Source organism: Streptomyces sp. NPDC002623 (genome assembly GCF_053592635.1).
On the sequence record NZ_JBSFWB010000029.1, the window covers coordinates 1 to 23,481 of the forward strand.

At 69.9% G+C, this 23,481-nt stretch carries 16 protein-coding genes and 1 pseudogene; 8 read left to right on the plus strand and 9 right to left on the minus strand.

What is annotated here, in order from left to right; translation table 11 throughout:
- Positions 1 to 365 precede the first annotated feature (365 nt).
- On the minus strand, positions 366 to 1,433 hold the full coding sequence (locus ACWD4O_RS36945) for a hypothetical protein (protein WP_451287034.1): 1,068 nt from the start codon (positions 1,431 to 1,433) through the stop codon (positions 366 to 368).
- Positions 1,434 to 1,677: 244 nt separating this feature from the next.
- Between ACWD4O_RS36945 and ACWD4O_RS36950 the strand changes: the two genes are divergently transcribed.
- A complete protein-coding gene (locus tag ACWD4O_RS36950) occupies positions 1,678 to 2,409 on the plus strand; it encodes a dienelactone hydrolase family protein (RefSeq protein ID WP_451286844.1) in 732 nt (243 codons plus the stop codon).
- Between the two features lie 141 nt (positions 2,410 to 2,550).
- Here the strand turns inward: ACWD4O_RS36950 and ACWD4O_RS36955 are convergent, their stop codons facing one another.
- The 4 genes from ACWD4O_RS36955 to ACWD4O_RS36970 are packed head-to-tail and all read right to left on the minus strand — an operon-like array spanning position 2,551 to position 10,848.
- Positions 2,551 to 3,801 carry a TIGR02679 family protein gene (locus ACWD4O_RS36955; protein WP_451286846.1) on the minus strand — a complete coding sequence of 417 codons (1,251 nt, stop codon included), beginning with the start codon at positions 3,799 to 3,801 and terminating at the stop codon, positions 2,551 to 2,553.
- Positions 3,798 to 7,955, minus strand: a complete 4,158-nt coding sequence (locus ACWD4O_RS36960; RefSeq protein ID WP_451286848.1) for a TIGR02680 family protein — start codon at positions 7,953 to 7,955, stop codon at positions 3,798 to 3,800. The genes ACWD4O_RS36955 and ACWD4O_RS36960 overlap by 4 nt, the downstream gene beginning before the upstream one ends.
- Positions 7,952 to 9,298 carry a TIGR02678 family protein gene (locus ACWD4O_RS36965; RefSeq protein WP_451286850.1) on the minus strand — a complete coding sequence of 449 codons (1,347 nt, stop codon included), beginning with the start codon at positions 9,296 to 9,298 and terminating at the stop codon, positions 7,952 to 7,954. Before ACWD4O_RS36965 ends, ACWD4O_RS36960 begins: the two co-directional genes overlap by 4 nt.
- A complete protein-coding gene (locus ACWD4O_RS36970) occupies positions 9,295 to 10,848 on the minus strand; it encodes a TIGR02677 family protein (protein WP_451286852.1) in 1,554 nt (517 codons plus the stop codon). Before ACWD4O_RS36970 ends, ACWD4O_RS36965 begins: the two co-directional genes overlap by 4 nt.
- 352 nt (positions 10,849 to 11,200) lie before the next feature.
- Here ACWD4O_RS36970 and ACWD4O_RS36975 point away from each other — a divergent pair, with 352 nt between their 5' ends.
- A complete protein-coding gene (locus ACWD4O_RS36975) occupies positions 11,201 to 11,878 on the plus strand; it encodes a class I SAM-dependent methyltransferase (RefSeq protein ID WP_451286854.1) in 678 nt (225 codons plus the stop codon).
- A gap of 744 nt (positions 11,879 to 12,622) precedes the next feature.
- Here the strand turns inward: ACWD4O_RS36975 and ACWD4O_RS36980 are convergent.
- The 3 genes from ACWD4O_RS36980 to ACWD4O_RS36990 form a co-directional block, all read right to left on the minus strand.
- Entirely contained in the window at positions 12,623 to 17,074 is a 4,452-nt protein-coding gene (locus ACWD4O_RS36980; protein WP_451286856.1) for a hypothetical protein, read from the minus strand.
- Entirely contained in the window at positions 17,071 to 17,652 is a 582-nt protein-coding gene (locus tag ACWD4O_RS36985) for a hypothetical protein (protein WP_451286858.1), read from the minus strand. Before ACWD4O_RS36985 ends, ACWD4O_RS36980 begins: the two co-directional genes overlap by 4 nt.
- A 598-nt stretch (positions 17,653 to 18,250) precedes the next feature.
- Positions 18,251 to 18,931 carry a hypothetical protein gene (locus ACWD4O_RS36990; protein WP_451286859.1) on the minus strand — a complete coding sequence of 227 codons (681 nt, stop codon included), beginning with the start codon at positions 18,929 to 18,931 and terminating at the stop codon, positions 18,251 to 18,253.
- A gap of 322 nt (positions 18,932 to 19,253) precedes the next feature.
- Between ACWD4O_RS36990 and arr the strand changes: the two genes are divergently transcribed.
- The 4 genes and pseudogenes from arr (at position 19,254) to ACWD4O_RS37010 (ending at position 21,161) form a co-directional block, all read left to right on the plus strand.
- Positions 19,254 to 19,664: an NAD(+)--rifampin ADP-ribosyltransferase gene (gene arr / locus ACWD4O_RS36995; RefSeq protein WP_451286861.1), complete on the plus strand. Its 411-nt coding sequence runs from the start codon at positions 19,254 to 19,256 to the stop codon at positions 19,662 to 19,664.
- Positions 19,665 to 19,751: 87 nt separating this feature from the next.
- Complete coding sequence (locus tag ACWD4O_RS37000; RefSeq protein ID WP_451286863.1) at positions 19,752 to 20,240, plus strand: hypothetical protein; 489 nt, start codon at positions 19,752 to 19,754, stop codon at positions 20,238 to 20,240.
- Between the two features lie 29 nt (positions 20,241 to 20,269).
- Positions 20,270 to 20,650: pseudogene (locus ACWD4O_RS37005) on the plus strand (hypothetical protein); the annotation flags it as partial.
- A 43-nt stretch (positions 20,651 to 20,693) separates the two neighbouring features.
- Positions 20,694 to 21,161, plus strand: a complete 468-nt coding sequence (locus ACWD4O_RS37010) for a hypothetical protein (RefSeq protein ID WP_451286865.1) — start codon at positions 20,694 to 20,696, stop codon at positions 21,159 to 21,161.
- 113 nt (positions 21,162 to 21,274) lie between these two features.
- On the opposite strand, the gene ACWD4O_RS37015 is transcribed toward ACWD4O_RS37010, so the two are convergent.
- Positions 21,275 to 22,150 carry a LysR family transcriptional regulator gene (locus tag ACWD4O_RS37015; RefSeq protein WP_451286867.1) on the minus strand — a complete coding sequence of 292 codons (876 nt, stop codon included), beginning with the start codon at positions 22,148 to 22,150 and terminating at the stop codon, positions 21,275 to 21,277.
- A 122-nt stretch (positions 22,151 to 22,272) separates the two neighbouring features.
- On the opposite strand from ACWD4O_RS37015, the gene ACWD4O_RS37020 reads away from it, so the two are divergent.
- Positions 22,273 to 23,271, plus strand: coding sequence for an NADP-dependent oxidoreductase (locus ACWD4O_RS37020; RefSeq protein ID WP_451286869.1), 999 nt, complete (start codon positions 22,273 to 22,275; stop codon positions 23,269 to 23,271).
- A complete protein-coding gene (locus tag ACWD4O_RS37025) occupies positions 23,268 to 23,450 on the plus strand; it encodes a hypothetical protein (protein ID WP_451286870.1) in 183 nt (60 codons plus the stop codon). The genes ACWD4O_RS37020 and ACWD4O_RS37025 overlap by 4 nt, the downstream gene beginning before the upstream one ends.
- Positions 23,451 to 23,481 lie beyond the last annotated feature (31 nt).

The following is a 23,481-nucleotide window of genomic DNA, read 5'->3' on the forward strand; positions in this document are numbered from 1 at the left end:
CCGAAGGGCCACAAAACCTTCATCATCTGCACAGCACCGCATCAAGTGGGCCTACCTACATCAACCTCACTCTCTGCGCTCGTGGCGCACTTAAATGCCAAGCTCATTGCTTGGCATGCATCCAAGGTGGCAACCCTTGCATGCATGCCAAGGAGTGCATCCACGCATTGATTCCGGCGAAAGATCCGGGCCGGCGGCAGGCCCTCCCTGCGCCTCTGACAGCACATGCACTTTGCTGCCCTTCAGGCCGCGATCGACCGGATTCGGCCCGGTCAGCGCGGCTGGCACCAGTCAGGCAAGTGGCTTGTCGCACACTCGCACTCGGCAGCACTTCTGTCACCGGCTGCGCGAGGGTCAGTGACAGCTCATTGGATCAGGTCGGTGTGCGGATGCTCGGGGGAGGTCGGGCAGACGTAGAGCTGCATGTTGTCGGTGCTGCCGACTTCCACCTTGGTCGGCTGCGCAGGGTTCTGGCCGGCGCGATGACCGGCGGCATAGGCGGCAGCTTCATCCTCGTATGGCGCCCAGCCGCGCGTACCACCGTCCCATTCGAAGGAAGCGATGGTCAGCAGCGGGACCATCTGCACATCGCAGACACTGCAGTATCGGGGATTGGGATCGGTGCGGCCCCACGGGGGCCAGCCGCCGACCTTCCAGCCGGGAGCGTCTGCCAGATCGCAGTCGTAGAACTCCGCCGGATCGCTCGCGTACGAGCTGTCCAAGCCGGCACCGGCTGCCTGCCATCTGCTCCAGTCCCCCACCATCAGCCGCATCTCCGGGCTGAGATCGAGGCTGTTGGGATACTCGGTGATTGCTTCTGGTGCCAGTTGACAGGGCTCTGGCACGTAGCCGTCCCAGTCCGCCTCGTACGGGTCCGGCGGCAGAGCCAGGACATCGTCAACATCGGCGGCGGATCGCCAGAACAGCGCAGTCGCGGGCTTGGCATACGGTTTGTGGTCGTAGGGACACCACAGCACTTGGAGTACGTCGGCCTTCCCGGGCGGCCGCAGGAGAGGGACATCGCGCACGTACAGCTGGGCGACGGGCAACATGGGGACTGGACTCTCCGCAGGCCAGGGAGGGCCGGCTTCGAGTCGCTCCATAAACGTTGCGTCGTTGCGGTGCTGGATCGCCGTCTCCTCCGGCGTGGAGTGAGGACCTTGCGGATCACGGTGGAGTCGTGCTCGTCGACGCCTGTCGAGGCGTATGTCGGCCGGCGACCTGCTCCGTCCGGTGCCGGGGTGCATGGCTTCGCAGTGCGGCCACGGCTCCTCGGAGGGCCACAGCAACGGGCCACCCACAGAGCTGTCCCGTACCGAGGGCGACCCTGCACGTGGATGCAGCCGAATCGCCGCACGCGCCAACGGAGCCAGCTCAGGAAAGACCGCCGTGACATCGACAGGCCGCGGCGGAGTAGTACGTACGAAGACCATACCGAGGATCTTGTCACCGGCCACTGACAGGCCCCTACCGCCTCAACCGGCGTCGGTGCTCAACTGGTTGTAGCGCTTACCGACTCAGCCACGGTGACAACAAGCCTGCCTGTGTGGCAGCTATCGCGGTTCGGCTCGATGCCGCACCACCGAAGCACCACGTGAGACATCCTCTTACTCGTGATTTGCGGCGCATCACACTGGAAGGCGCCCACAGCAGGCATCCCGAAAGGCCCGAAACGCCATGCGCTTTACCTCTGAGACGTCGTCCGACGGCATCTTTGAACAGCTCTTTCTTCTCGGCGACATCCCTGGCGTGCTATGGACTCCACGAGGTGCCGACGGGACCCGCCCCCTGATTGCCATGGGGCACGGCGGCGGTCAGAACAAGAAGGCCCCTGGCATCGTGGACCGTGCGCGCCGTTTCGTGGCCGAGTGCGGTTTCGCCGTGGTGGCGGTCGATGCCCCCAGCCACGGCGACCGGCCGGAACATGAGGAGTTCACCCGGATCGCGACCGAGTACGAGGCCCGGCTTGACGCCGGTGAGGGACTGGCCCCGCTGATCGCCGGCTTCCAGGCACTCGTCGTCCGCCAGATCGTGCCGGAATGGCAGACAGTCCTCAACGCGGTCCAGAAGCTCAGTCATGTCGGCATGGGCCCGGTTGGGTACTGGGGTGTGTCGCTGGGCTGCGTGATCGGTGTCCCGCTTGTTGCCGCCGAGTCCCGGATCCGGGCGGCGGTGCTGGGCCTGGGCGGTGCTGAGGTGTCAGCCGAGGCCGCCGCGCGGATTACCGTCCCGGTGGAGTTCCTCGTGCAGTGGAACGATGAGCGAGTGCCACGGACCCAGAGCCTGGCACTGTTCGACGCCTTCGCCTCGACCGAGAAGACACTGCACGCCAACCCCGGCAGGCACGGTGAGGTCCCGGCATTCGAGATGGACAGCACGCTGCGGTTCTTCGCCCGGCACCTTGGCTGATACCGCCGCCGGTACTCCGTGACGCGCCGATCGGGATCCGTTCCCGACGGGAGCGTTCAGCGCGCACCGGCCGGAGTGGCCGACAAGTTCAGGTTCGGACGCGCAACCGTTATGGTGCCTGCGCACAACGCGGATTGGGGATCAGTGATTCCCTTCGGCGAGGTCTGCCAACAGGACGTCAGCCACCAGTTCCTCGACCACGGCGGTGCCGTGTTCGGTCATGGCACGGGTCAGCTCGGGGTCCCAGGGAGCCTCGGTGAGGCGGCCGGGCGCAGGTCCGTGCGGTGTGCGGGCGGCAGCGGCACGATAGTCCGCCGCCGTCATGCGCCAGGGGCGGGCCGGCGTCTTGTCCAGGAGGTAGGCGGCGATGCGGATGCCTTCGCCGTCGAAGTCGCCGTGGTAGCGGAGGACGGCGCCTTGGTCTGCGAGAAGGCGCAGGAGGTGGATGGCCGCGCTGTTGGGCCAGCCGGATGTGCACACGAGCGGCGGACAGTACGGGCCGAAGCGGCGTACGGCGAGCGCCAGGATGCTGGGGTTCTCGACAGCGTGGACGACGGGTGCGGGATGGCAGGCGAGGGTGAACTCGCCCGGGGCCCGTAGTTGGGCGAGGGTCAGGCTGGCGGCCTGACCTGCCTCGGCACAAGCACGGGCCACACGGGCGAGCGGGCCTTCACCGACCGCGCGTAGGCCACCGACGAGGACGGTGGCCGACAGGTCGTCGTCGGCGACGCCCGCGCGGGTCCACAAGGCGCGCCGGTCCGCCGCGGACTCCGGCGCAGCCCTGTCGTGGAGGGTCGCCAGGGCACGGAGGACGAGGGTGGACAGGCGGGTACCGTCGTCGAGTGCGTGGGAGTCGCCCTTCAGGACCCGGGCGGCGAAGACGGGCAGGGGCTCAGCCTGAGCCGGGAGTTCCGCGAGCACGGTCAGCGCGTCTGCGAGCAGGGTTCGGGTCAGTTCCGGTGAGCCACCGACGAGACCGGTGGCTCGGCATGACGCGGTCCAGTCGGCGAGCGCGGGTTGGGCCCGCACAGTGCCGTGACCGTCCAGCCATGTCCACAGCTCGGCACGTTCGTCTTCCCTGCGGCGTCGTTCGGACGCGCGATCGTCCAGGGGGCCGACGAGTTCGGTGACGGTTTCACGCACCGTACGGCCGGACAGCTCGGTGACTGCCTCTTCCAAGCGGGCCAGCGAGACGGCGGGGCGAGGGTCCGGCAGGCGGTCCAGGCCGAGAAGGTCGGCGAGGGCCTCGCGCTGGGCTTCGTCGAGCGGTCCGAGGCGCACCCGGGTGACGGGGCGGCCGGAGGAGAGGCGGCTGTGGACCGTGTGCCAGAGAGGGCGGAGTTCGGGACGGCGCAGGGTGCGTTCGCCCGGGGGCGGTTCCGTGTGGGTCATCCCGCCTCCAGGTCGGTGCCGTTCCAGACGAAGCGAGCGCTGGTGACCGCGTCGTCGTCTCCGTCGGTGAGGAGTTGGTGGACGGCGATGCCGGGCAGTTCGCCGTAGGTGCACCACTCGTGGTCGGAGGTGATCATGAGATCGAGGTCGAGTGCGGTGAGCAGGGCGAAGACCTGTCCGCGGTTGACCGCGTCGACGCCGACGAAGACCTCGTCCAGCAGGATCGGCCGGGGTGCCAGGGGGACGGCCTCGTAGTGGGCGGCGACGGCGGCGAACAGTGGCAGGTGCAGTGCAATGGCCTTCTCTCCGCCGGAGAGTGCGCCGTGCAGCTTCTTGGTCAGCGGCTGCCAGCCGGTTCCGTTCGCCCGGTCGAGGCGGACGGTGAAGCGGTGCCAGGCGGTGTAGTCGAGCACCTCGCCGAGCTGCTCCTCCCAGCTCGCAGCCGTGTCACTGCTCTTCGCCTCCTCGATACGGGCGCGGAAGAAGGCGTGCAGGGCTTCCCGGTCGGTCTCGTTGACCCGGCCCGGGTCCTTGAGCAGCAGCTGACGGGCGGTGCGGATGCCGTCCGGGAGATCCGGACGGACGTCCCAGACAAGCTGGACGGCGACGTTGGAGGCGGTGCGAACCCGCTCCAGGTGCCCGTTCATACGGTCGACGAGTTCGCCGGCCTGGCGGATGCGTGCCGCGAGATGGCGGCGGATGTCGCCGGTGAGGATCTGATCGAAGAGACGCCGCTCGACGGTGGTGATGTCGTCACGGCTGCGGTCGCGCTCCTGGGTGAGCGTGGTGAGCAGGCCTGTCGCCCCCACGCGTAGGCCGTCCAGGGTGGCGGTGAACAGCTGGATGTCGTCGTCGGGCTCCAGGTCCAGATCGGCACGGGTGCCGAGGCGCTGGCGGGCTTCGTGCACCGCTTCGGAAAGGCGGGTCGCGGCATCGCCCAGGTTACGTGGGGCATGCGGTATGCCGGGCCACTTCGCCGCGGTGGCACGGGCGGCCTCCAAGGTGGCCTTCGTGCCGTCCCCGGCGTCGAGTTCCGGTGTGATGCCGGCATCCTCGGCCAGCCCCACCACACACAGGTGACGGAACCGGTGCGCCGCGCGGTCTCGGGTGGCGACGGCTTGCTCTCGTCGTTCCACGTCCTGGCCGCTGGTCGCCCGCAGTCCTCCGATACGGCCTTCCAGGCCCAGGAGGAGATCGGCCACCCGGCCGACCTCCTCGCGGCAGCGCCGCAGTTCGGCGCGTGCCTCGGCGACGCGTGCGACGATCTGCCGGTAGTCCTCGCCGACGGTGGCCTCCACCGCCTCCAGGCGCGCCTTCAGTCCCGCCGCCTCCGCTTCGGCGGCAGCGGCGTCCTCGGCTCGCTCCTCGGCGGCTCGGCGCGAGCCGTCTGCCTGCGCTGTCATCTGATGAGCTCTGTCGGCGGTGGCGGTCGCAGTGAGTCGGGCGTCCACCCAGCTGTCGGCGTTGTCCCGGAACCTGTCGATGTCGGTGGAGAGTCGGTGCAACCGTTCGCGATCGGTGGGCAGTCCGTGTTCCGCGGCCCGATGGCTGAGCGTACGCAGAGCGCCCGCCACCTCGGTCTCACACCGAGCCAGATGGGCGGCCGAGTCACGCACGGCATCGTCTCGGGCTGCCACCTTCTCCTCGGCTCGGTCCCAGTCACGCCGACGGGCATCGAGTTCCCGGTAGTCGGGTCGAGCCGCGCGGTCGGCGTCCAGCCGGGCTCGGCGAGCTCCGAGGCCGCGCAATCGGTCGTCGAGCGTCGCGAGGGAGGCGTTCATCTCGCCGATGCGTTCGGCCAGTTCGCCGATCTTGCGCTGCCGGGCCCGCTGCCGCGCGAGGGCGCCGATGTAAGCCGGTTCCGGCTTGCTCCACGTCCCGGTGGCGAGCGCGAGGCGCCAGACGCCGCCGGCGGAGACGGCCGCGGGGTGACCGCCGGGCAGTGAAGTGCCATACGCGACACCGGCGAGGATGCGCGTCACCGTCTCGACCGGCACGGGGATGTCCTCCTCGGGTTTCAGCACCTCCAGCAGACTCGGCCCCGGTGCGGTCACCGTCAGGGCTGCCTCGGCTCGGGTGTCGTGACCCGGCAGCGTGATCCCGTCGTAGGGGCTGACCCAGGCATCCAGGAGACCTGACGCCTCCAGTGCCGCTTCCACCGCGGCCTGGACGGAAAGCGGAACGCCTTCCCGGAAGGCGACCAGCCGCCACAGAGGCGCTCCCGCCGTCGCCGTGCGGACGGTGGTGCGGGTGGGTGGGGGCGTAGGGGGCAGGTCGGTCTCGCCGCTCAGCCGTCTGACTTCCTCCTCAAGGCGGCCCCGCTCGTCCCGCAGCCCCGCACGTGCGGCTCGCACGGTGGCCTCCGATGTGGCGATCTCTTGTTCCAGGGGGCGGGCGGTGGCTTCGACCAGCACCGTCACCTCGGCCTCGGTCGCGGCTCGGGCCACCAGTTCCCCGGCGTCGGCAAGGCGCAGTTCCGCGCAGTCCTCGGCCCAGGCGAGCAGCCGTTCCGCCTGTTCGGCAAGAGCTCCGTCCCAGGCGTCGGACGCCTGGTCCCGCCGGGCGATCGCCTCCGCGAGCCGGGTACGGGCGTCCTCGAGCAGGCTCTCGGCAGCGCCCCGGTCGCGTACCGCACGATCGTGCTCCGCCATTGCCTCGGTGATGAGGGAGACCTGCTGTCGTCGGGCGGTGACCGCACCCCGCAGCAGCCGACGGGCCTGTCGGGCTCCGTCCCCGCCCGCCGTGCGTGTACCGGCGGAGCCTGCCGGCCGACGGCCACTCGCCTCGTACCCTGCGCTGTCGGCGAGGGTCACTGCGAAATCCGCGTCGAGGAGCGCCTTCACCTCATGATGGATCGACTCCATACCCGCCGCCCGGGCCGACCGGCGTGCTTCCTCGGCGGCTTCGCGTGCGTGCTCGTCGCATGTGCGGGCCCGGGCCGTCGCCTCATCGGCGTGTCTCAGCTCCTCCTCCGCCCTGACCTGAGCGGCCCGGGCAATGGAGCGCTGTCGCCCGCCGACCGCTGCCACCTCTTCCGTGCGACGGCGGAGCCGGTCGAGTTCCTCGCCCTGCTTGTACGCGTCACTCTCGCGCAGCCCCTCGACGGTCTCCTCCAGGGCGTGTGCGCGCAGTTCCTGTTCCTCGTGCCGGGCCTGGGCGGACTCCCGTGCCGTCAGCGCCTGTTCGAGTTCCTCGGCGCTCTGGCGGGCGGCGCGGGTGAGGTCGTCCATCTCGGTGGTCGCCGAGATCAGCGCGGCCGAGCCGGCACGCAGGACCCGTCGGGCGTAGGCGCGCTGTCGGGATGCGACGGTCTCGGCCGCCGTCACCTCGTCGTCGAGCCGTTTGAGGTGTTCGCGCTGGCGGTCCAGCCGCTCGAAGCCTTCGGCGAGTTCAGCGATCTCGGCTTCGCCCAGTGGGGGAAGGGCACGGGACAACAGGGTGGAGAGCAGGGCCGGATCGAGTCGTTCGGACAGTTTGGGCTGGCGCAACTGGAGCAGGGCGGACAACAGCGACTCATACCGCTGCTCCCCCATGCCCGCGAACAGTTCACGTCGTACGGCCGTGCGGTAGTCGGTGGCCGAGGCATGGACGTCGCCGCGGTCGCGAAGGGCCTCGGCAAGCGCTGCGCGAGTCAGTGGCTGTCCCGCCTCGTTGACGAGGAGCACGCCGACGGGGTGGGCGATCCTGGAGCCGGTGGTGAAGTAGTCGACGTGCACCCCGCTGGTGTGCACGCTCGCCTGCAGGCGCGCTCCGCAGCCGAACCACCGCTCGGCGCCGTCGTCGCCGACGCGGCGGAACTCCATCCACACATACCCGACTCGGGTCTTGCCGGAGGCTCCTTCGCCCAGCAGGTTCCAGTGCATGGTGCGTTCCGAACCGCCGAACGTGGACAGGCGATTGGGGCGCAGGCTGGCGTCGAAGAGGAAGGGCAGCAGAAGCTCGAGGGCCTTGGACTTGCCCGATCCGTTCTGGCCGCGGAGCAGCAGGCGGCCCTGGTGGAAGGTGAAGGTCTCGTCGTAGTAGCGCCAGACGTTGAGGATGCCCGCGCGCTGCGGCTGCCAGCGGCTGCGGGCCGCGGCCACCGCGGTTGCCGGTTTCGCGGGCGGCTCGGCGGGCTCCGGCCGCCGCGGGACGGGAAGCTCGGCCACGCTCACCGCTGGTCCCCTTCTGCCACAGCACCACCGGAAACCATGGCGGCTGCCGTCACGCGCGGGCTCGTGTCCCACTCCGGTCCGGGCCCGTCATCCGGATCCGGACTCGTCGTCTCCGTCAGGCGATAGCGGTACGCGGCCGGGCGGGCGACGACACGCCCCCCGGCTCTGCGGACAAGACCGACATCGCGCAGGACGCGCACGGCGTCGTCGGAGAGCCGGACTGCGCCGTCCTCGGACTGATACGCCTTGGCCCAGCGCGGGAAGCGGCGCAGCAGACCCGCTCCGGCCTCGGCGAGCTGTTCGGGCAGCATTCCGGCGGGAGCCGCGCAGAGCGGCTCCAGAAGGAGCAGTGCGGCGACCCTGGCCGTGGAGGTGTCGTCGGGGAAGCGGATATCGGTGGCGATCCCCTCCGGGTCCACGAGCAGGAACCCCTCCGCACGTTCTTCCAGGAGGAAGCCGGCCTGTTCGACCGAGCGACGCAGGATCTGGCGTCCGGTCAGGGACGTGACGTATGACAGCTCGTCCTCGGCGAGGTCCGCCCGGTACAGCACGGGGTCGTCGAAGAGGCGACGCAGCACAGAGTGGCGCATCCTCAGGTTGCGTTGTGTGTCCGTGCCGGCACCGTCGTGGTGCGCCTCGTCGGCCGTTCCATCGGCGACCGCGCTCCCGTAGCGACGCTCCCGCACAAGGCCCGTGAGGAGTTCCTCGAACCGTGCGGGCACCTCGTCCGGGGGCACGGCGAGCCGGGAGGCGCCGACGGGCGCGGCGGGCAACCGCATCAGCAGGGTGGCGTCCACACGGTAAAGGACCTTTGCCTCTGCGGACTCGACGTACGTTTCGGTCGTCCCGTCCACCGCGCGCAGCACGTCGTACGACTCCAGAAACTTGAGGACGTCGACGAACGCCATCCGCTCCGGCCTGTGGACCGGGTCGAACGCGGCCAGTGCCCGGTCAGCCGCCGTGGCCTGCACGACACGGTCTGCGAGCATGCCGATGGTCGTCATCGGCATCGACAGCAACTCGGCCGCGGTCACGCAGAGCAGCACGTAACGCCGGCGGTCGAAAGGAGCCCGGCCGGAACGCGCTCTACGGGCCGGGCGGGAGCCGTCCGGGTCGGCGCGGACCTTGGTGAGGCGGGCGTAACCGCGGCGGGGTTCCACGACCAGGCTCCAGCCGCAAGTGTAGTCGAACCACTGGGTCAGTGGCTCGCGTCGGCGTCGTACCAGTTCGAAGCCGGCCGGGTCGACGGTCTCGGTGAGCAGGGGGCGGGCCAGGAGGAGACGGATGGCGCGGGCGACCTCCTCCCGTTCCGCGGCGGCCAGTTGGTTGGCGAGGGTGCTCATCCTGCGGCCTCCTGCGGCGTGGCACGGAGGCTCGCGGAGACTCTCGCTCCGCCCACCGCCGTGATGTGGACGACGTAGTCCGGTCCGGTCAGTGAACCCTTCGCGGTGTGCAGTACGGCGGTGCGCTCGTCGGGAGGAGGAGCCAGTGCGATCTCCACCCGGCCGTCTCCCGTCGTTGCGCGCCTCGAGCCGTCCGCGGCCGGCCGGGCGGCCAGGGCCCGACCGAGCAAGTCGAGTAAGCGGTCGAAGACAGCAGGATCCAACGTGCCGAAGGACGACAGGCGAACTGGTCCGCCTGTCTCCAACACCTTCCAGGCGAGTGCGAGTTCCGCTCGCTCCGCGCGGGCCCGCTCCGCACGCTCCGCCCTGACTGCCGCGACGTCCCGCACCTTGGCCGTACGAGTGAACCGCTCCGTCCGTCCGCTGGTCCGCAGCAGCGCCGACACCTCCACCGGTGGGGCCTCGGACCAGGAATGGGACGACGGGATCAACTCGGGGTCGGAGTGGGCGAGGTGAGCATGGCGCGCCAGGCCGAGCCCGAAGGCCGCCGACCACAGCCGGTGCAGGTCCTCTTCCCCGGGGGCCGCCGCGAACCAGCGCGCCAGCTCCCGGAAGTCCTGCACAACGCTGGAAGAGCGGCGCCGCGACTCGTTGATCCGTTCCAGAACCTGAAGGAGTGAGAGGATGGCTCGTCGGGCTATGTCGTGCAGCTGCTCGATCCGAGGCCGCGCCTCGTCGTCCGGCAGGAACCACGCCCGCAGGCCCGCCCAGCGCGCCCGTCTGCTCTCCAACCAGCCGGCCGCGGGATCCTCACCGGCCACCGGCGGCAGCTCGGCGCCGCGCAGGGCCCGCTCGCGCAGCACGGCGGTCCCCCGCTCCTCCACCCGGGCCACGGCAGCGGCAACCGCCTGCCCGCGCCGGTCGAGATTGACCAGGAACTCCTGCAGATACGCGACAGTGGCGGCCTTGACCTCGCGGAACACCTCCAGGTCTGCGCCCTCGGCGCGCAGGAGCCGCTGTAGTTCGCCGTTGAACGCCTTGGTGTTCTCCACCAGAGCGTCCAGATGTCCCTCCAGCTCCCGCAGCGTGCTGAAGATCCGTCGATCGGCCGACGCGGGTTCGCCGGAGAGCAGGCACAGCTCGTCGAGCCGGTCGGCGATCGCCTCCAGCACGGCCGTCTGCAGCGCGCCCGTGGAGGCGAGAACCTCAAGCGCGTGCCGCAGGCCGGCAAGCGCGGCCTCGCCCCGGCGGGTCAGCGAGTACTGCAAGTTGCGCCGTTCGTACTCCTCGGCCGTGCGGTAGTTCTCCGCGTGGTTGTGCACCACATCCAGGAGCTCCCACTGCACGAGTTTCCTGAGCGCCTCATGCAGATCCTCATCCTGGACCGCCGCCACCCAACCGACCCCGCGCAGCCGCTCTCGCACCGCGTCGAGCCCCAGCGCCGTCTCCAGATGCTCACCGGCCACGCCGAAGACGTTCAGCACCGCCCCGTACAGATCGGACCTCTCGACCGTCGTGAACCGGAACATCTCCGGTGGCACCCTGCGCACGCCTGTCGCCCCTCCCCGCTGCCCCGGCGGCATCCGGATCTCCACCGTAGAGTGCGGCACCGACATTCAGTGACGAGTCGAGGAACAGCGGAGTCAACCGGCGAGAATCGGGCGGTCTCGTGGCCCGGTGCGCTCGGACTTGACGGGCGAACACGGTCTGCTGGGATCCTCCTTGGCATGGATGCAGTCATCTGGGAAAGATCGACTGCGCAGGTCAGGGCAGGGGCCAGTCCGTCTCGACGCCGACCGGTAGCGGACCTTGCACGCTGTTCTTCCTCGCCCCTTGAACGCCGTTTTGCCGAAGCGGCAACAGGACTGGCGTGAGCGGGACACGATGGGTGACGGTGGGCCCGTGACCGACAACATCACAGGATCGCCCACGTCCGACACCCCCTGGCCTGCCGACGGATACGTCGGAGACCCCGCGGTGCGGGCGGAGTGGGACAACCGATACGCCGAGCGACAACAGCTGTGGAGCGGCCGGCCCAACGGTGCGCTCGTGGCCGAGGTCGCCGGGCTCACGCCCGGACGGGTCCTCGACGTCGGCTGCGGCGAGGGTGCGGATGCCGTCTGGCTCGCGCGCGGCGGCTGGGACGTGACCGCGCTCGAGGTCTCGGGCCTGGCGCTGGAGCGGGCAGCGGGGCACGCGCGGGACGCCGGCCTCGCCGTTCGCTGGGTACACGCCGCACTGACGGAAGCGGCGCTTCCGTCGGCCTCCTTCGACCTGGTCTCCGCGCAGTACCCAGCCCTGCTGCGCACCCCCGATGCCGCAGCCGAACGAGCGCTGCTCACGGCCGTCGCACCCGGCGGCGTGCTGCTGCTCGTACACCACGCGGGGATGGACGCCCAGCAGGCGCACGACAGCAGGTTCGACCCGGCCGACTACGTCTGGCCCTCGATGGTCGCCGCTCTGCTCAACGACGACTGGAAGGTGGAGGTGGACGAGCAGCGGCCACGGGTCGCGCCTGACGGCGGCGCCGGCGCGCACCATGCCGACGACCGGGTGCTGCGGGCACGCCGACTGCGCTGACGGCCCCACCGCTCGCAGCAGACCCGGCGGCCGGGCGGACTGATGACCGAGCCACCGAAATCGGGCTGCGGTCTCTCGTGGATCAGGGTGTTCTCGCTCAGTGATCAGACCGGGGCCGGGGCCGGGTGTGAGGGCCGCACTTCCCGAGATCCCCGAGGCCGCCCGGCGGGGCGCCGTCCAGCGGGGGCGCCGTCCGCGCCATCAACCATGCTCGCAGAAGCCCGCGTATGCCAGGAGTGAGTCCGCGGGCCGTAGCGGTCGGCCCAATCCCGAACGGGCACCGCGTGAGCCGGCCAGTCCGGGGCCGAGCAGGCCAGCGCGTCCAGCGTGGCCCGCAGCGTCTCCCCGGCCAACTCCAGCCTGTTCAAGTCGCGTACCACCGCCGGCCGCGGATCCGAACGCCTCGGCGAATTCGGCGTCTGCGAACAACTCGCCCAGTTCGTCACGGACCCGCATGGCCAACGGGTACGGACCCCGTGCCGCCACAGCCCGTGCCACCTGCGCGGTCAGCTCGGGCGCCTTCGGCCAGGCCTCGGCCGCATCGACGTTCCACACTCCATCCGCGACCGGGAACGCCAAGACGGCCGCTGCTGCCACGATCCAACGAACCGCCAGACCCGCCGGGCATGGAATGAGCCGGCAGCTCCTCGAACTGCCCGGCCCCGTCGTCGCGGACGTCCTCGGCTACCACGAACGTGGCGCAGGGTGCCGGTAACCGGCCGCCCGCCCCCGCACCGGACGGCGTCATGCCGGTCGTGCAGCCGATTCCGCCTGCCGCACGGTCACCCCGTCGAGCAGGCGGCTCTCGCCCGTGGAGCCCTTCGCCGTGGCGGCGTCGGTGGGCCGCAGACAGTCCAGGGCGCGCACGATCGAGAGCTCGACGGAATCGACCGCAGCAGCTCCCTCCAGAGCGATCAGCGATGCCCAGCCGTCCTGCAGCGCCGCCATCGTCTCTCGCCAGCTGCTCTTGACGATGTCGTCGAGAAGCGGGGCAGCGGCGGTCGGCTGGATCCTCAGGGCGACAGGGAACATTCTCCGCCGCAGTTCCTCCTCCATTTCAGGGAAGGGCAGGGCGTCGAGGGTCTGGTGGAGGACGGTGAAGAGGCGGGCGGTGTCCAGATACAGGTCCGCGTGTGGGGCGTCGAGCAGATGCAGGAGCGCGAGCGTGCGGATCCATGGGGGGAGCGCGAGGGCCCGGTCGACCGCCCAGCGGGCGCTCTCGGCGGCACCGGCGCGGTCTGCGCGCTCCCAGGCCGCCGCAGCGGCTGCCCCCGCGATCGCCACCGTATGGTGGGGCGGCACGCCCTCCGGCAGCCGCCCCAGTTCCTTGTGCAGAACATGCGCGGGGTCGTCCGCCGTCTCGACGGCGGCAAGGGCGCGATAGACGGGATGTGCGATCCGCTCGACCGGGAAGGAGAGCCCGACGCGGGACGCGGTGACCGATAGACGGCGCAGTGTCACCGATCCGAGCACCGGGTCTCCCTGGACGAGGGTGTCGGTGAGGTCCGCGCCGAAGGACGCCCGGCTCGCCTGACTCATCCTCGCCAACGCGGACCGGTCGCCGACGAATGTCTCCACGCTCTGGCACAGTCCGACCGCCGCCACCCCGGCGGACAGCCAGTCGGAGCTCGCGGCCTCCACCAGCGTGTGTGCCGCGAAGAAGCCGACCGCCGGAATCATCCTCAGGGCCGCCTCGAACCCGGCCCGCGCCTGCGGATTGAGGATCTGCGCCGTGCGGGCCGGATCGGCGGCGTCGAAGTCCAGGGCGGGATCCGTGTAGTAGTCCGGCACCGCGGCCAGGGCCTCATGTGCGGATGCCCACATCTGTGGAGCGCAGGGGTTGTCGTGTGCCGAGGCGTGGGCTGCCAGTGCGGCGGCCCCGATGGCGTGTTCGACGGGGTCGGCCAGGCGTCTCACGGCCCGCGCCGCGCCGCGTGGATCCACCTCCAGGAGCAGTTCGGCGGCGACACGAAGCGTCCGTGACCAGCGGTACGGCGACGAGATGTCGCTCGGGGACGGAAGCGCCGCCCGGACCACGTCGGCCGGGTCCCGGAACAGTTGCTGGGCGTGGACCCATTGCAGGCGTTCCAGCGCGTTGATGCCGAGCGCCAGGTCCTCCGACGTGGTGGAAGGGGAACGAGGCGTGCCGTCGTCCAGCCGGAAGTACCCGACGCGCCTGGACACAGCCGACGACTCGCCGAAGACCGGGGGCCGGTCCTCGTCGGCGAAACACTCGTCCAGCACCGCGTGCGCCCGGTCCGGTCGGTCCTCGGCCAGCCTGTGTCCGATGCGGGCGAGCACGGAAGCGCGGTCGGTGGCCCAGTCGGCCGCGGAGCCGTTGACCCAGTCGGTGCGGCGGATCCGCCGGGCCAACCGCAGTGCCGCCTCGATGTCGTCACCCTCGTCGCGGGCGAGCAGCGCGGTGACGGCACTGGGAATCGGGGACCCGTGGTCCTCGGCGTCGAGAGTTCCTCGGTCTTCGTCGATCATCTTGAGTGCCTGGTCGAGCAGGTGCCGAGCGGTACGCGGGTGGGCCTCACGGACCTTTGCCGCCAGGTCGGCGTAGGTTTCCGCGGTCTTGGCACGGGTCACGTCGGTCAATCCGTCGACGACCTGTCGCACCGTCCGAAGACAGTTCTCGAGATCGCCGAGCCGGGCCCACACGCCGACCGCGGAGATCATCGAGTGCCTGGTGAGGTAGTCGCCGGCACCGACGCCGGCGCCCACCGCGCTCAACAGCATGCCCGCCAGGGGCCCGTCCGTCGTCACCAGCATCGAGGCCGCTGCCACCCACTGTCGGGCGGGCTCGTACCACTCGGCTTCCGTCCAGTCCTCACGGGCCTGGCCGAGTCGGCGGCGCAGCGTGTCCTGGTGGGGGCGGGCTCGCGTCGGGTCACCCGTGCGCAGCCAGGACGCCGCCAGCCTGGCGTGGAGGGGCATGGCCTCGGTGGGGTCGACCTGGCCGACGGCCTCCTCGGCGAGGGTGAGCAGGCGGAGCCGTCCGGCGCCTTCGCCGGTGTTCGACAGGTCCAGCAGTACCCGGCACCGGGGCGCGGCGCTCACGGTGCGCAGGAGTTCCACCGCGCTGTCCTGGTCGGCAGACCTGGCGGCCGCGATCCGTACCTCCTTCTCGGCGTCGTCCCGGACCCGTTCCGCGAGCGGCACGAGACTCAGCGCCCGATCGAAATCGGTCGGGGCCAAAGCCGCGGCCGCCAAGGAGATCGACTGCCGACGCGGGGAACATGAAACGGCGTCGGAGCCCCCTGGAATGGCGAGCGCGCAGTCGACCAGCGCGTCGAGGCCCGTACGGTCCGCGTGTCGGCTCAGCTCCTCGTCGCCTCCATGCCGGCGGATCTCCATCAGACCCTGGAACTTCTGGGCGGAGGGCTCCTGCAGCGCCAGCCGGTCCAGGGCTTCGTCGATACGGCCCAGCCGGGCCGCGAGTCCGAGCACCCCGGGTGCGGCACCGGCGCCCTGGCGGCGCAGACCCGTTCGGACGAGACCGAGGAAGAGCACCTCGGAGACCGCCGTCACGACGTTCGCCTTCCGGCGGGACCGCTCAGCGGCCCGTTTCACCACGCCGTCGAAATGGAGGTTGCTTCTCGACGCCGCGGACGAGGCCAGGCGGAATCCGGCACAGACCAGGTCGAGGATCGCGTCCGGACCAGACCCCTCGCGAGCAAGGATGTGGTCGGGCAGGCACCACAGTCCGTAGCGGTCGACGGTCGCCCAGTCGACGTCCCGGAGCGACCGGGCGGTGCCCTGATAGGCCCGTACGATCCGGTCATGCCATTCCCCGGCGTCCACAGCGATCTGTGGATGGGCACGCAGTGTGTCCGGCGAGACCAGGAACTCGGCCAGCGAGCCGTGGAACAGCCGCAGTCCCTCGGCGTCCTGGTCGAGAAAGGGCATCAGGCGTTCGATCACGCACTGGAGCCCGCTCGGCCAGGTCCTGATTCCCGCCAAGCGGCCCAACTGCTCGACCGAGAGCTCCTTGCGGGCCACCGCGAGGACGCCGAGCAACGGTCTTCCCACCCCTTCCCAGGCCGGGACGCCGAGGTCCTGCGGCGACTGTGGGTCCCGGACCGGCAGCAGCCCCAGCTGCCGCACCGCAAGCCTGAACTGGTGGAGGAAGTACAGGTACAGGTCGTCCAGACCATGGGGCAGCTCCTGATAGGCCATCAGCCTGTCGACGGATTCCCAGTCGCCGCGGCGGATCGTCTCCGACAGACTGCGGCCGTACGACACCAGGTACGCGAAATTGCCGTGCGCCCTCGCCGCCACAGCCGCGCGCAGCGCCTGTCTGTCGATATCCCGGTCATCGAGCGTCTCCGTGACCTCGGGGAGCGCCAGAAACCGATCCAGACACGCCAGCACATCGGCCCGCGTCTGCGGATGCTCGGGGGCGACGGCGATCTCGGTCAGCCGCTCGGCGCGCGCCGAGCGGAACAGCACGAGGTCGGACTGCGGGCGGGAGGCGACGACGAGGGACACGTTCGCGGGCAGGGGGCTGGTGCACAGCCACTGCAGCATTCCGCCGCCCCCTTCGTGGTCGGCCAACTCGTCCAGTGCGTCGACCAGTACGACGATGCGCTCGTCCGGGCTGCGCCGAGCCAGCGCGGCGGCCGGGCCGAGCAGGGCGAGCATCGCCAGGTTGCCGGTCTCCAGCAGGCGTGGTTCCACGTGGAGGCGGCCGATGTCCAGGCCGTGCACGACTCCGCGGGTACGGCCCACTTGCTGGGTGACGCGTATCGACGTGCGGTAGAACGGCGAGACCATCAGGTCCTCGACCCGTACACCGGTGACCGTTCCGTTTTCGGCGACCTCGTCGATGCGCTGCCGCACGACGACCTCGAGCAGGCCGGGGTCAAACAACTCCGCCCGTTCGACGGCCAGTTGGTGGCCCAGCGTCAGCAGAAGCGACTGGGTGTCGCCGCCGCTCAGCGCGGATCGGCTGTCTCTGCGTACGAAGTAGCGCAGCCAGCCGGGATGTCGTCGGGCAAGCGCCGCCATGAGACCGGTCTTGCCCGCACCGGGCTCGGCGGTCAGCAGGACATGGTTCCCGTCCCGTACCGCGGCTTCCACCGACCGCACCAGCCAGTCCCGTTCCACGACCTGAGGACCGGAGAGATGGCCGTTCACCACACTGTCGAAGAACAGGTCCGCCGGGGCCTGGGCGGGGCGGGCGGCAGTCACGCGGTGGAGCCGCCGATCCGGCGCACCCGCACCCCGTAGACCTCGGCCCCGGCGGCGACGTCCTCGTCGACGACCGTTTCCCCCAGCACGGAGGCCGCACCATCCACCTGTTCCGCGTCGACCGCCGCCACGGTGGCGCGGGCCGACACATGCCGCGCGTGGACCGTGCCCCGGACGACCGGTGCGCCGCTCGGCCCGCGGGACTCCCCGCGCAGGGTGAGGCTCACCCGGAGGCTTCGTTCCACCAGGTCCCGCAGAGCCGCGACCTCCCGGACGAGCCACTCGTCCTCGGGCCGGACCGGCAGCGCACCCTCCGCGTAGGGAGCCAGCCGCGTACGGACCACGGACAGGGCGCCGGCTCTCGCCTCCACGAAGTCGTCGTCCACGTGGGCCTCCACGGACGGCGTGTCGAACGCCGGCGGCAACTCGATCCGAATGCGAGGGGATGTTTCCCCGGCGGCCGCCGCCCGCCGCTCGCGCGTCTGCCTCAGGAGCTCGCCGGCCTGGTCGTAGAAGAAGGTGACGCCCGCAGCGAGCACCGTGGCGCCGACCGAGGCAAGCGTGAAGGGGTCGTCCATGAAAGCTTTCGCCCTTCGTGCGGGGAGCCGCTGATGCCTGACCACCGACCCTGCCAGACACCGCCGACTCCCCCGGCCCGCAAGCGCGAACATGACCGCAAGAGCCCTCCGCCCGTCGACAGAACGAGGGTTTCTGATCACTTCGCCCCACGGGTCGACCGATCACCTGCGTGCCGCCCCACCTGCGCAGTCAGCTCGGCCTTCGGCCTTCGGCCACGACCTCGGCTGCATCGACGTCCCACACCCCACCCGCGACCCCAACTCCCGGGCGGGGCCTACCTCGCATCAGGACCTGAACGCCCCCAGGACGCCCATATGATGCCAAGGGTGACCGACCGCCGAACCCTTGGCACTGGCCCCCAGTCGCCCGCCCACAGCACCATCCGTGCCGCCCAGGCCGACCTTCTCGACACGTTGCCTGGCGAGCGCTTCCCCGGCCTTGACGAACTGCGGGACCGGGGAGTGCTCGGAGCCCGCCGCACGGCCGCACCAGGCCTGCGCCGCACTCTCGGAGCCGGTGGGTGCCCGGAGGACGAACCACCGCGCCTGCTACTCGGCCCACCAGGCGTCAACGCCGATGGACCAGGACGTTAGGAGACTAGGTGTCGAGGGTCTGTCGGGCCCATGTGAAGGCTGCCGACAGGGTCTGTTCGGGCACATGCTCCCCAGCGAGACAGAGGACCAGCCCCTCGGCGCGCGCGCACCATTGCTCACCGGTGAAGTCGGGCGTTCTGCCCTGGTCCTCGAAACGCACCCTGAGGGTGTCGTCGGCGTTCAGCTTTGGGTCTGGTAGTACGTGGAGCTTCCTGGTGACGTCCTTACCGTCCCACCGGTAGGTCAGTGACGTGCACTTCTCGAAGATCCGGCGCAGATAGGCGAACCGCCGCTCCGCTTTCGCCGGTGAGTCGACGGCGATTTCGGCCGTCACCGGCGAGATGTCCACGTCATCCGAGTCAAATTCCGCTGAGGCCGCATAGGCGGACTCGACAGCTTCCAGACCCGCTTTCTCGGTGTCGGCCCACGCGCACTGCTCGGGGAACCATCCCGTGGCCAGTCCGAGGAAGTAGTCGTCCCCGCCGAGCGAGTCCGTCTCGAGAATCCAGCCCGCTCCGAAGTGCGACGGTTTGGGCAGCGCCTCCACCAGGTCGAGCTCTGACGTCTGCGGCGTCTTGGTCGACAGCGCGCTGGACGGCAGTCGGCTGACCTCTTCGTCCCCGCAGCCGGCCATGCCCGCCCCCAGGGCCGACAGCAGCAGGAGTGCACACCAACGACGCGTCATCGACCGCTCCGGCAAGCTCAGGGAACGAGGTGGAGGGGGGTGTCTCATAGTGGTCTCGCGGGGACCACCTTGAATAGGCGTGTACAGGACATGCTGCTGCGCGGGAGAGGCCGTCGCTCATCGCACGTTGGCACCCCGCCACAGGACGTGCGTAAGACACGTTCAGCGACCCGGCCGGGCCGATTCCCGCGTCGCCACCCAAGGGTTGTCCCGTAGGTACGGGTCGGGGTGAGATGAGCTTGCTGTGGCTGGTGTGATCACGGCGTCCGATCCGTCCTGGATCGCTCGCCGTCACGACAGCCTGTTTTGATAATCTGCGGCAATGGACGAGGCGTTGGACGAGGGGCCGTTCTTTCACGGCACAAAGGCCGAGCTGCGGGTCGGAGATCACCTCACCGCCGGTTTCCGTTCCAACTACCGGCCCGAAGTCGTGATGAACCACATCTACTTCACCGCCTTGCGCGACGGCGCGGGACTCGCGGCCGAACTCGCCGTCGGCGACGGGGCCCCGCGAGTGTATGTCGTCGAACCGACCGGGGAGTTCGAGAACGATCCGAACGTCACCGACAAGAAGTTCCCCGGCAATCCCACTCGCTCCTATCGCAGCAGGGAACCGCTCCGGATCGTCGGCGAGGTCACCGACTGGACGCGACAGACACCCGAAGCTCTCCAGATGTGGCAAGAGCGGCTGGCCGCTATCCGTCTGGATGACCGCGCCGAAATCATCAACTGAGGGTCGTCCCGTAACTGTCCCGGCGTGGGCGGTCCATGGGGAGCCCGTCTCTCTCAAGCTCAAGCGGTGAGTTGAGAGACTCTTGTCATGGGATCTTGGGGAACCTTGGGGCCGGCGTTGTTGTCTCTGGCAGGTGTTGCGCTCGGCGCGGGCGGGTCGCTGTTCGGCCAGTACCTGGTGTCGCGAGCGAGCGCCCGGCAGCTTGAGATGCAGGAGTCGGCCGCGCACCGTGCGGAGCTGAAGAACGTGATCCTGAAGTTCCTGAGCATCGCGTCGCAGGTGGAGAAGGCGGCGCTCACGTGCCCGCCCAGTGGTGTAACCGCAGCGGATCCGGTGCTCGACCGGCTCGTCGATGACCTGTGGCTTGCCCAGGCGGAGATCGACCTGGCTGCCAGAAGCGAGCCTCTGCGGGGCGCCACGTTTCGTTATGCGGCCCGCCTTGCCGAGGCGGCCCGAGGCGAGATAGCCGACGCGTCGGCACTGCGCGGGCCGCAGGTGCAGTTCATGGACGCCTCGTATGACGACCTGTGGCCCGGACAGCGACGTGCGGCCGGGGACTCCCTGGCACCTCCGTGAGGCAGGTCGGCGAGTGAGGCGATCTTGCCGTGGCTGGTGTGATCACGGCGTCGGAGCCCTCCTGGACACCCCCGTTCTCCGGGCTGAGCCCGTCCTGCTTCCGCAAGCTGATCACCGCGTTACGCCGCGAAGGCGCGGAGCCGGTGCGCAAACGCCGTCCACGCGATCGCCGAACAGTCCAAGAACTAACTCCGTCACGTAGTGACGGCCGGCCGCTGCCGGGCAACCGGAACGACTGCAGAGCGTGGCAGGAATCCGGGGCCAGGGCCGCCGTCGGCAAGACCATGACGATCGCCGACGGCGGCTACCCAGGCACCGGACTCGTGTTGCCGCACCGCCGCCGGGCCGGTGAGGAACTCCCCGCTTGGAAGCAGGAGCACAACCGCTCGCACAAGCGGGCCCGGGCCCGCGGAGGCAGGACTTAAAGATCGACAGCATGGAACGATAGCCACCATGTCTGGTCAAGTTTGGGTGTCACTCATATCTTTGGGCGGCGTTGCCCTCGGTGGCACGCTGTCCTTCCTCGTCCAGTTTGCGACGCAGCGGTCGGCTGAGCGGACGGAGCAGCGGCGGCAGCAGACCGAGTTGTCGGAGGCCCGGCGTGCAGAGCGGCTTGTGCTGCTGGAGCGGTTCGTCGAGGTGGGGGCCGAGGCGGAGCGCACGGCCTTCAGTCGGCCGCACGAGTGGGACGACACGACCCCTTGGTTCCTCACGGCCCAGGACGTCATGAACAGACTCTGGGTCGCGGAACGGCTGATCCGTATCCAGTTTCCGCTGCCCGTGCACGACGCGGCACGCAGGTACTTTCTCGACCTCAACCGGACTGTGTGGGAAGGCTTGCCCGACGGTGAGAGCGTCCGCGACTACCTGGAGGACAACAGACTGGCCTTTCTCGACGCGGCCCGAGCGGTCATGGGATAGCCCACTGCGGGCCTCGACTGTCTCTTACAACAGGTGTGTGTCGACCTGGTCGGAGCGCGTGCGCACCGCTTGGTGCAGTTCAGCGCGCAGCGGGTCGGCTGGTCCCGTCCCGGTCAGGCTGCCGGGGCGGTCAGGACGGTCTTGGCTGCCAGCCGGAGATTCCTGATCATCGGATTCGGGTCGCCCTTGCGGCTGACCAGGACGACCTGGCTGGGCGGAGCACCCTCGAGCGGGACGGTGACGAGGTCGGGACGCAGTGAGCTACGCCGATCGCCGACCGGTAGCACGGCGATCGCCCGGCCACTCGCGACGAGTTCGAGCTTGTCCTCGTAGCTCTCGATCGGCGGCACGCCGGCCCCGAGGATCCGGTAGGAAGTCCAGTCCGCGGTCTCGAAGGCACACGGCGCCGCCTCCTCGCCGGCCAGTTCTTCCGCGGTCACCGACGCGCGGTCGGCCAAGGGATGGCCGCGCGGAACCGCGAGCATCCGGGGCTCCTCGTACAGCGGGGTGGTGAGCACGTCGGCGGCGGCGAGCGGCAGCGGGGCCCGCGCGATCAGGGCGTCGACGCGCTTGTCGGACAGCGCCCCGACGTCGCGGCAGCTCAGGTACCGGGTGGCGATCTCGGCGTCCGGGTGACAGCGGCGCAGTTCCCGTACGGCGGCAGTGATCACCAGGTCTTCGACGTAGCCGATGGAGATTCGTTCGGTCTCGGCCTGTTCACGCACGGCCAGCTCGGCCTCACGGGCTGCCTGCAGCAGGGCCTGGGCCCGGGGCAGGAACCTCTGGCCGGCCGGGGTGAGCCGGGCGCCCTGGGGTACACGGTCCAGCAGTCGTTCGCCGAGATACTTCTCGAGCCGTTGGATCTGGCGGCTCAGCGCCGGCTGCGCCACGTGCAGATCGGCGGCGGCCCGGCCGAAATGCTGGTGCGCCGCCACCACGGTGAAGTAGCGCACCAGCCGCAGTTCCAGGTCCTGTCCGAGATCGTTCACCCTTCCAGCGTATGCGTCATGCCGTTTCGGAATGATCAGGTTGCCGAACCGGTCTTGGACGGCCATGCCGTCCTGGACCTTGACTGAAGGAGCAAAGATTCCGAAAGAAAGCGACAGGCGCGATGAAGGCGATCCAGTTCCACGAAGCGGGCGGGCCGGAAGTTCTGCAGTATGACGAGGTGCCGGTTCCCGAGATCAGCCCGGGCGAGGTGCTCGTCCGGGTGCACGCGGCGGGGATCAACCCGCCGGACTGGTACCTGCGTGAGGGGATGAAGGTCATGCCGGCCGAGATGAGGCCGGCACTGGAGTTCCCCCTGATCCCCGGAACGGACATGTCGGGCGTGGTCGAGGCGGTCGCTCCGGACGTGCCGGGGTTCGCCGTCGGCGACGAGGTCTTCGGCATGCTGCGGTTCCCCGGATTCGACGGCCGGACGTACGCCGAGTTCGTGGCCGCGCCGGCTTCGGACCTGGCCCACAAGCCGGCCGGTATCGACCATGTGCAGGCTGCCGGGGCGCCGATGGCCGTGTTGACGGCCTGGCAGTACCTGGTTGATCTCGGCCACGACGTGCCGTCTCCGTTCACCGGCCAGGTGCACCGGCCGGTGCCGATCGCGCCAGGGATGACCGTGCTGGTCAACGGGGCCGCCGGTGGAGTGGGCCACTTCGCGGTGCAGCTGGCGAAATGGAAGGGGGCACACGTCATCGCGGTGGCCTCGGGCCGGCACGAGCAGTTCCTGCGCAAGCTCGGCGCCGATGAGTTCATCGACTACACCAGGACGCAGGCCGCGGACGTGGTCAGCGGTGTCGACCTGGTGATCGACACCGTCGGTGGCCCGGACAGCTCACGCTTCCTGACCGTGCTCAAGCGCGGCGGCACCATGCTTCCGGTGTTCTTCGCCCAGTACGACCCGGAAGAGACGGCGCGTCTGGGCATCACCGTCTCGAACATTCAGGTGCGTTCCAACGGCCCCCAGCTCGCCGAGATCGGGCACCTGTTCGACGAGGGCAAGCTCCAGGTCGGGGTGGACAGCACCTACCCGCTGCCCGAGGCGGGCAGCGCACACGCGCGAGCGGCGCAGGGCCACCTCCAAGGCAAGCTCGTGCTGACGGTGGTCTCGTGATCGCCGAACTCCAGCAGGCGGTGGCGAACTACGCCCACGCCCTGGACGAGCTGAATGTGCCCGAGCTGGGAGCGGTCCTGACCGAAGACACCACCTGGACCTTCAAGGTCTTGCCGTCCCGCGGAGAAGCCTTCGCCTCGAGGGGCCTCGCCCATGAACGCCCGTGCGGTTGGCCCTAGGCGACCGGATACAGTGCGGGAGACGGCAGCC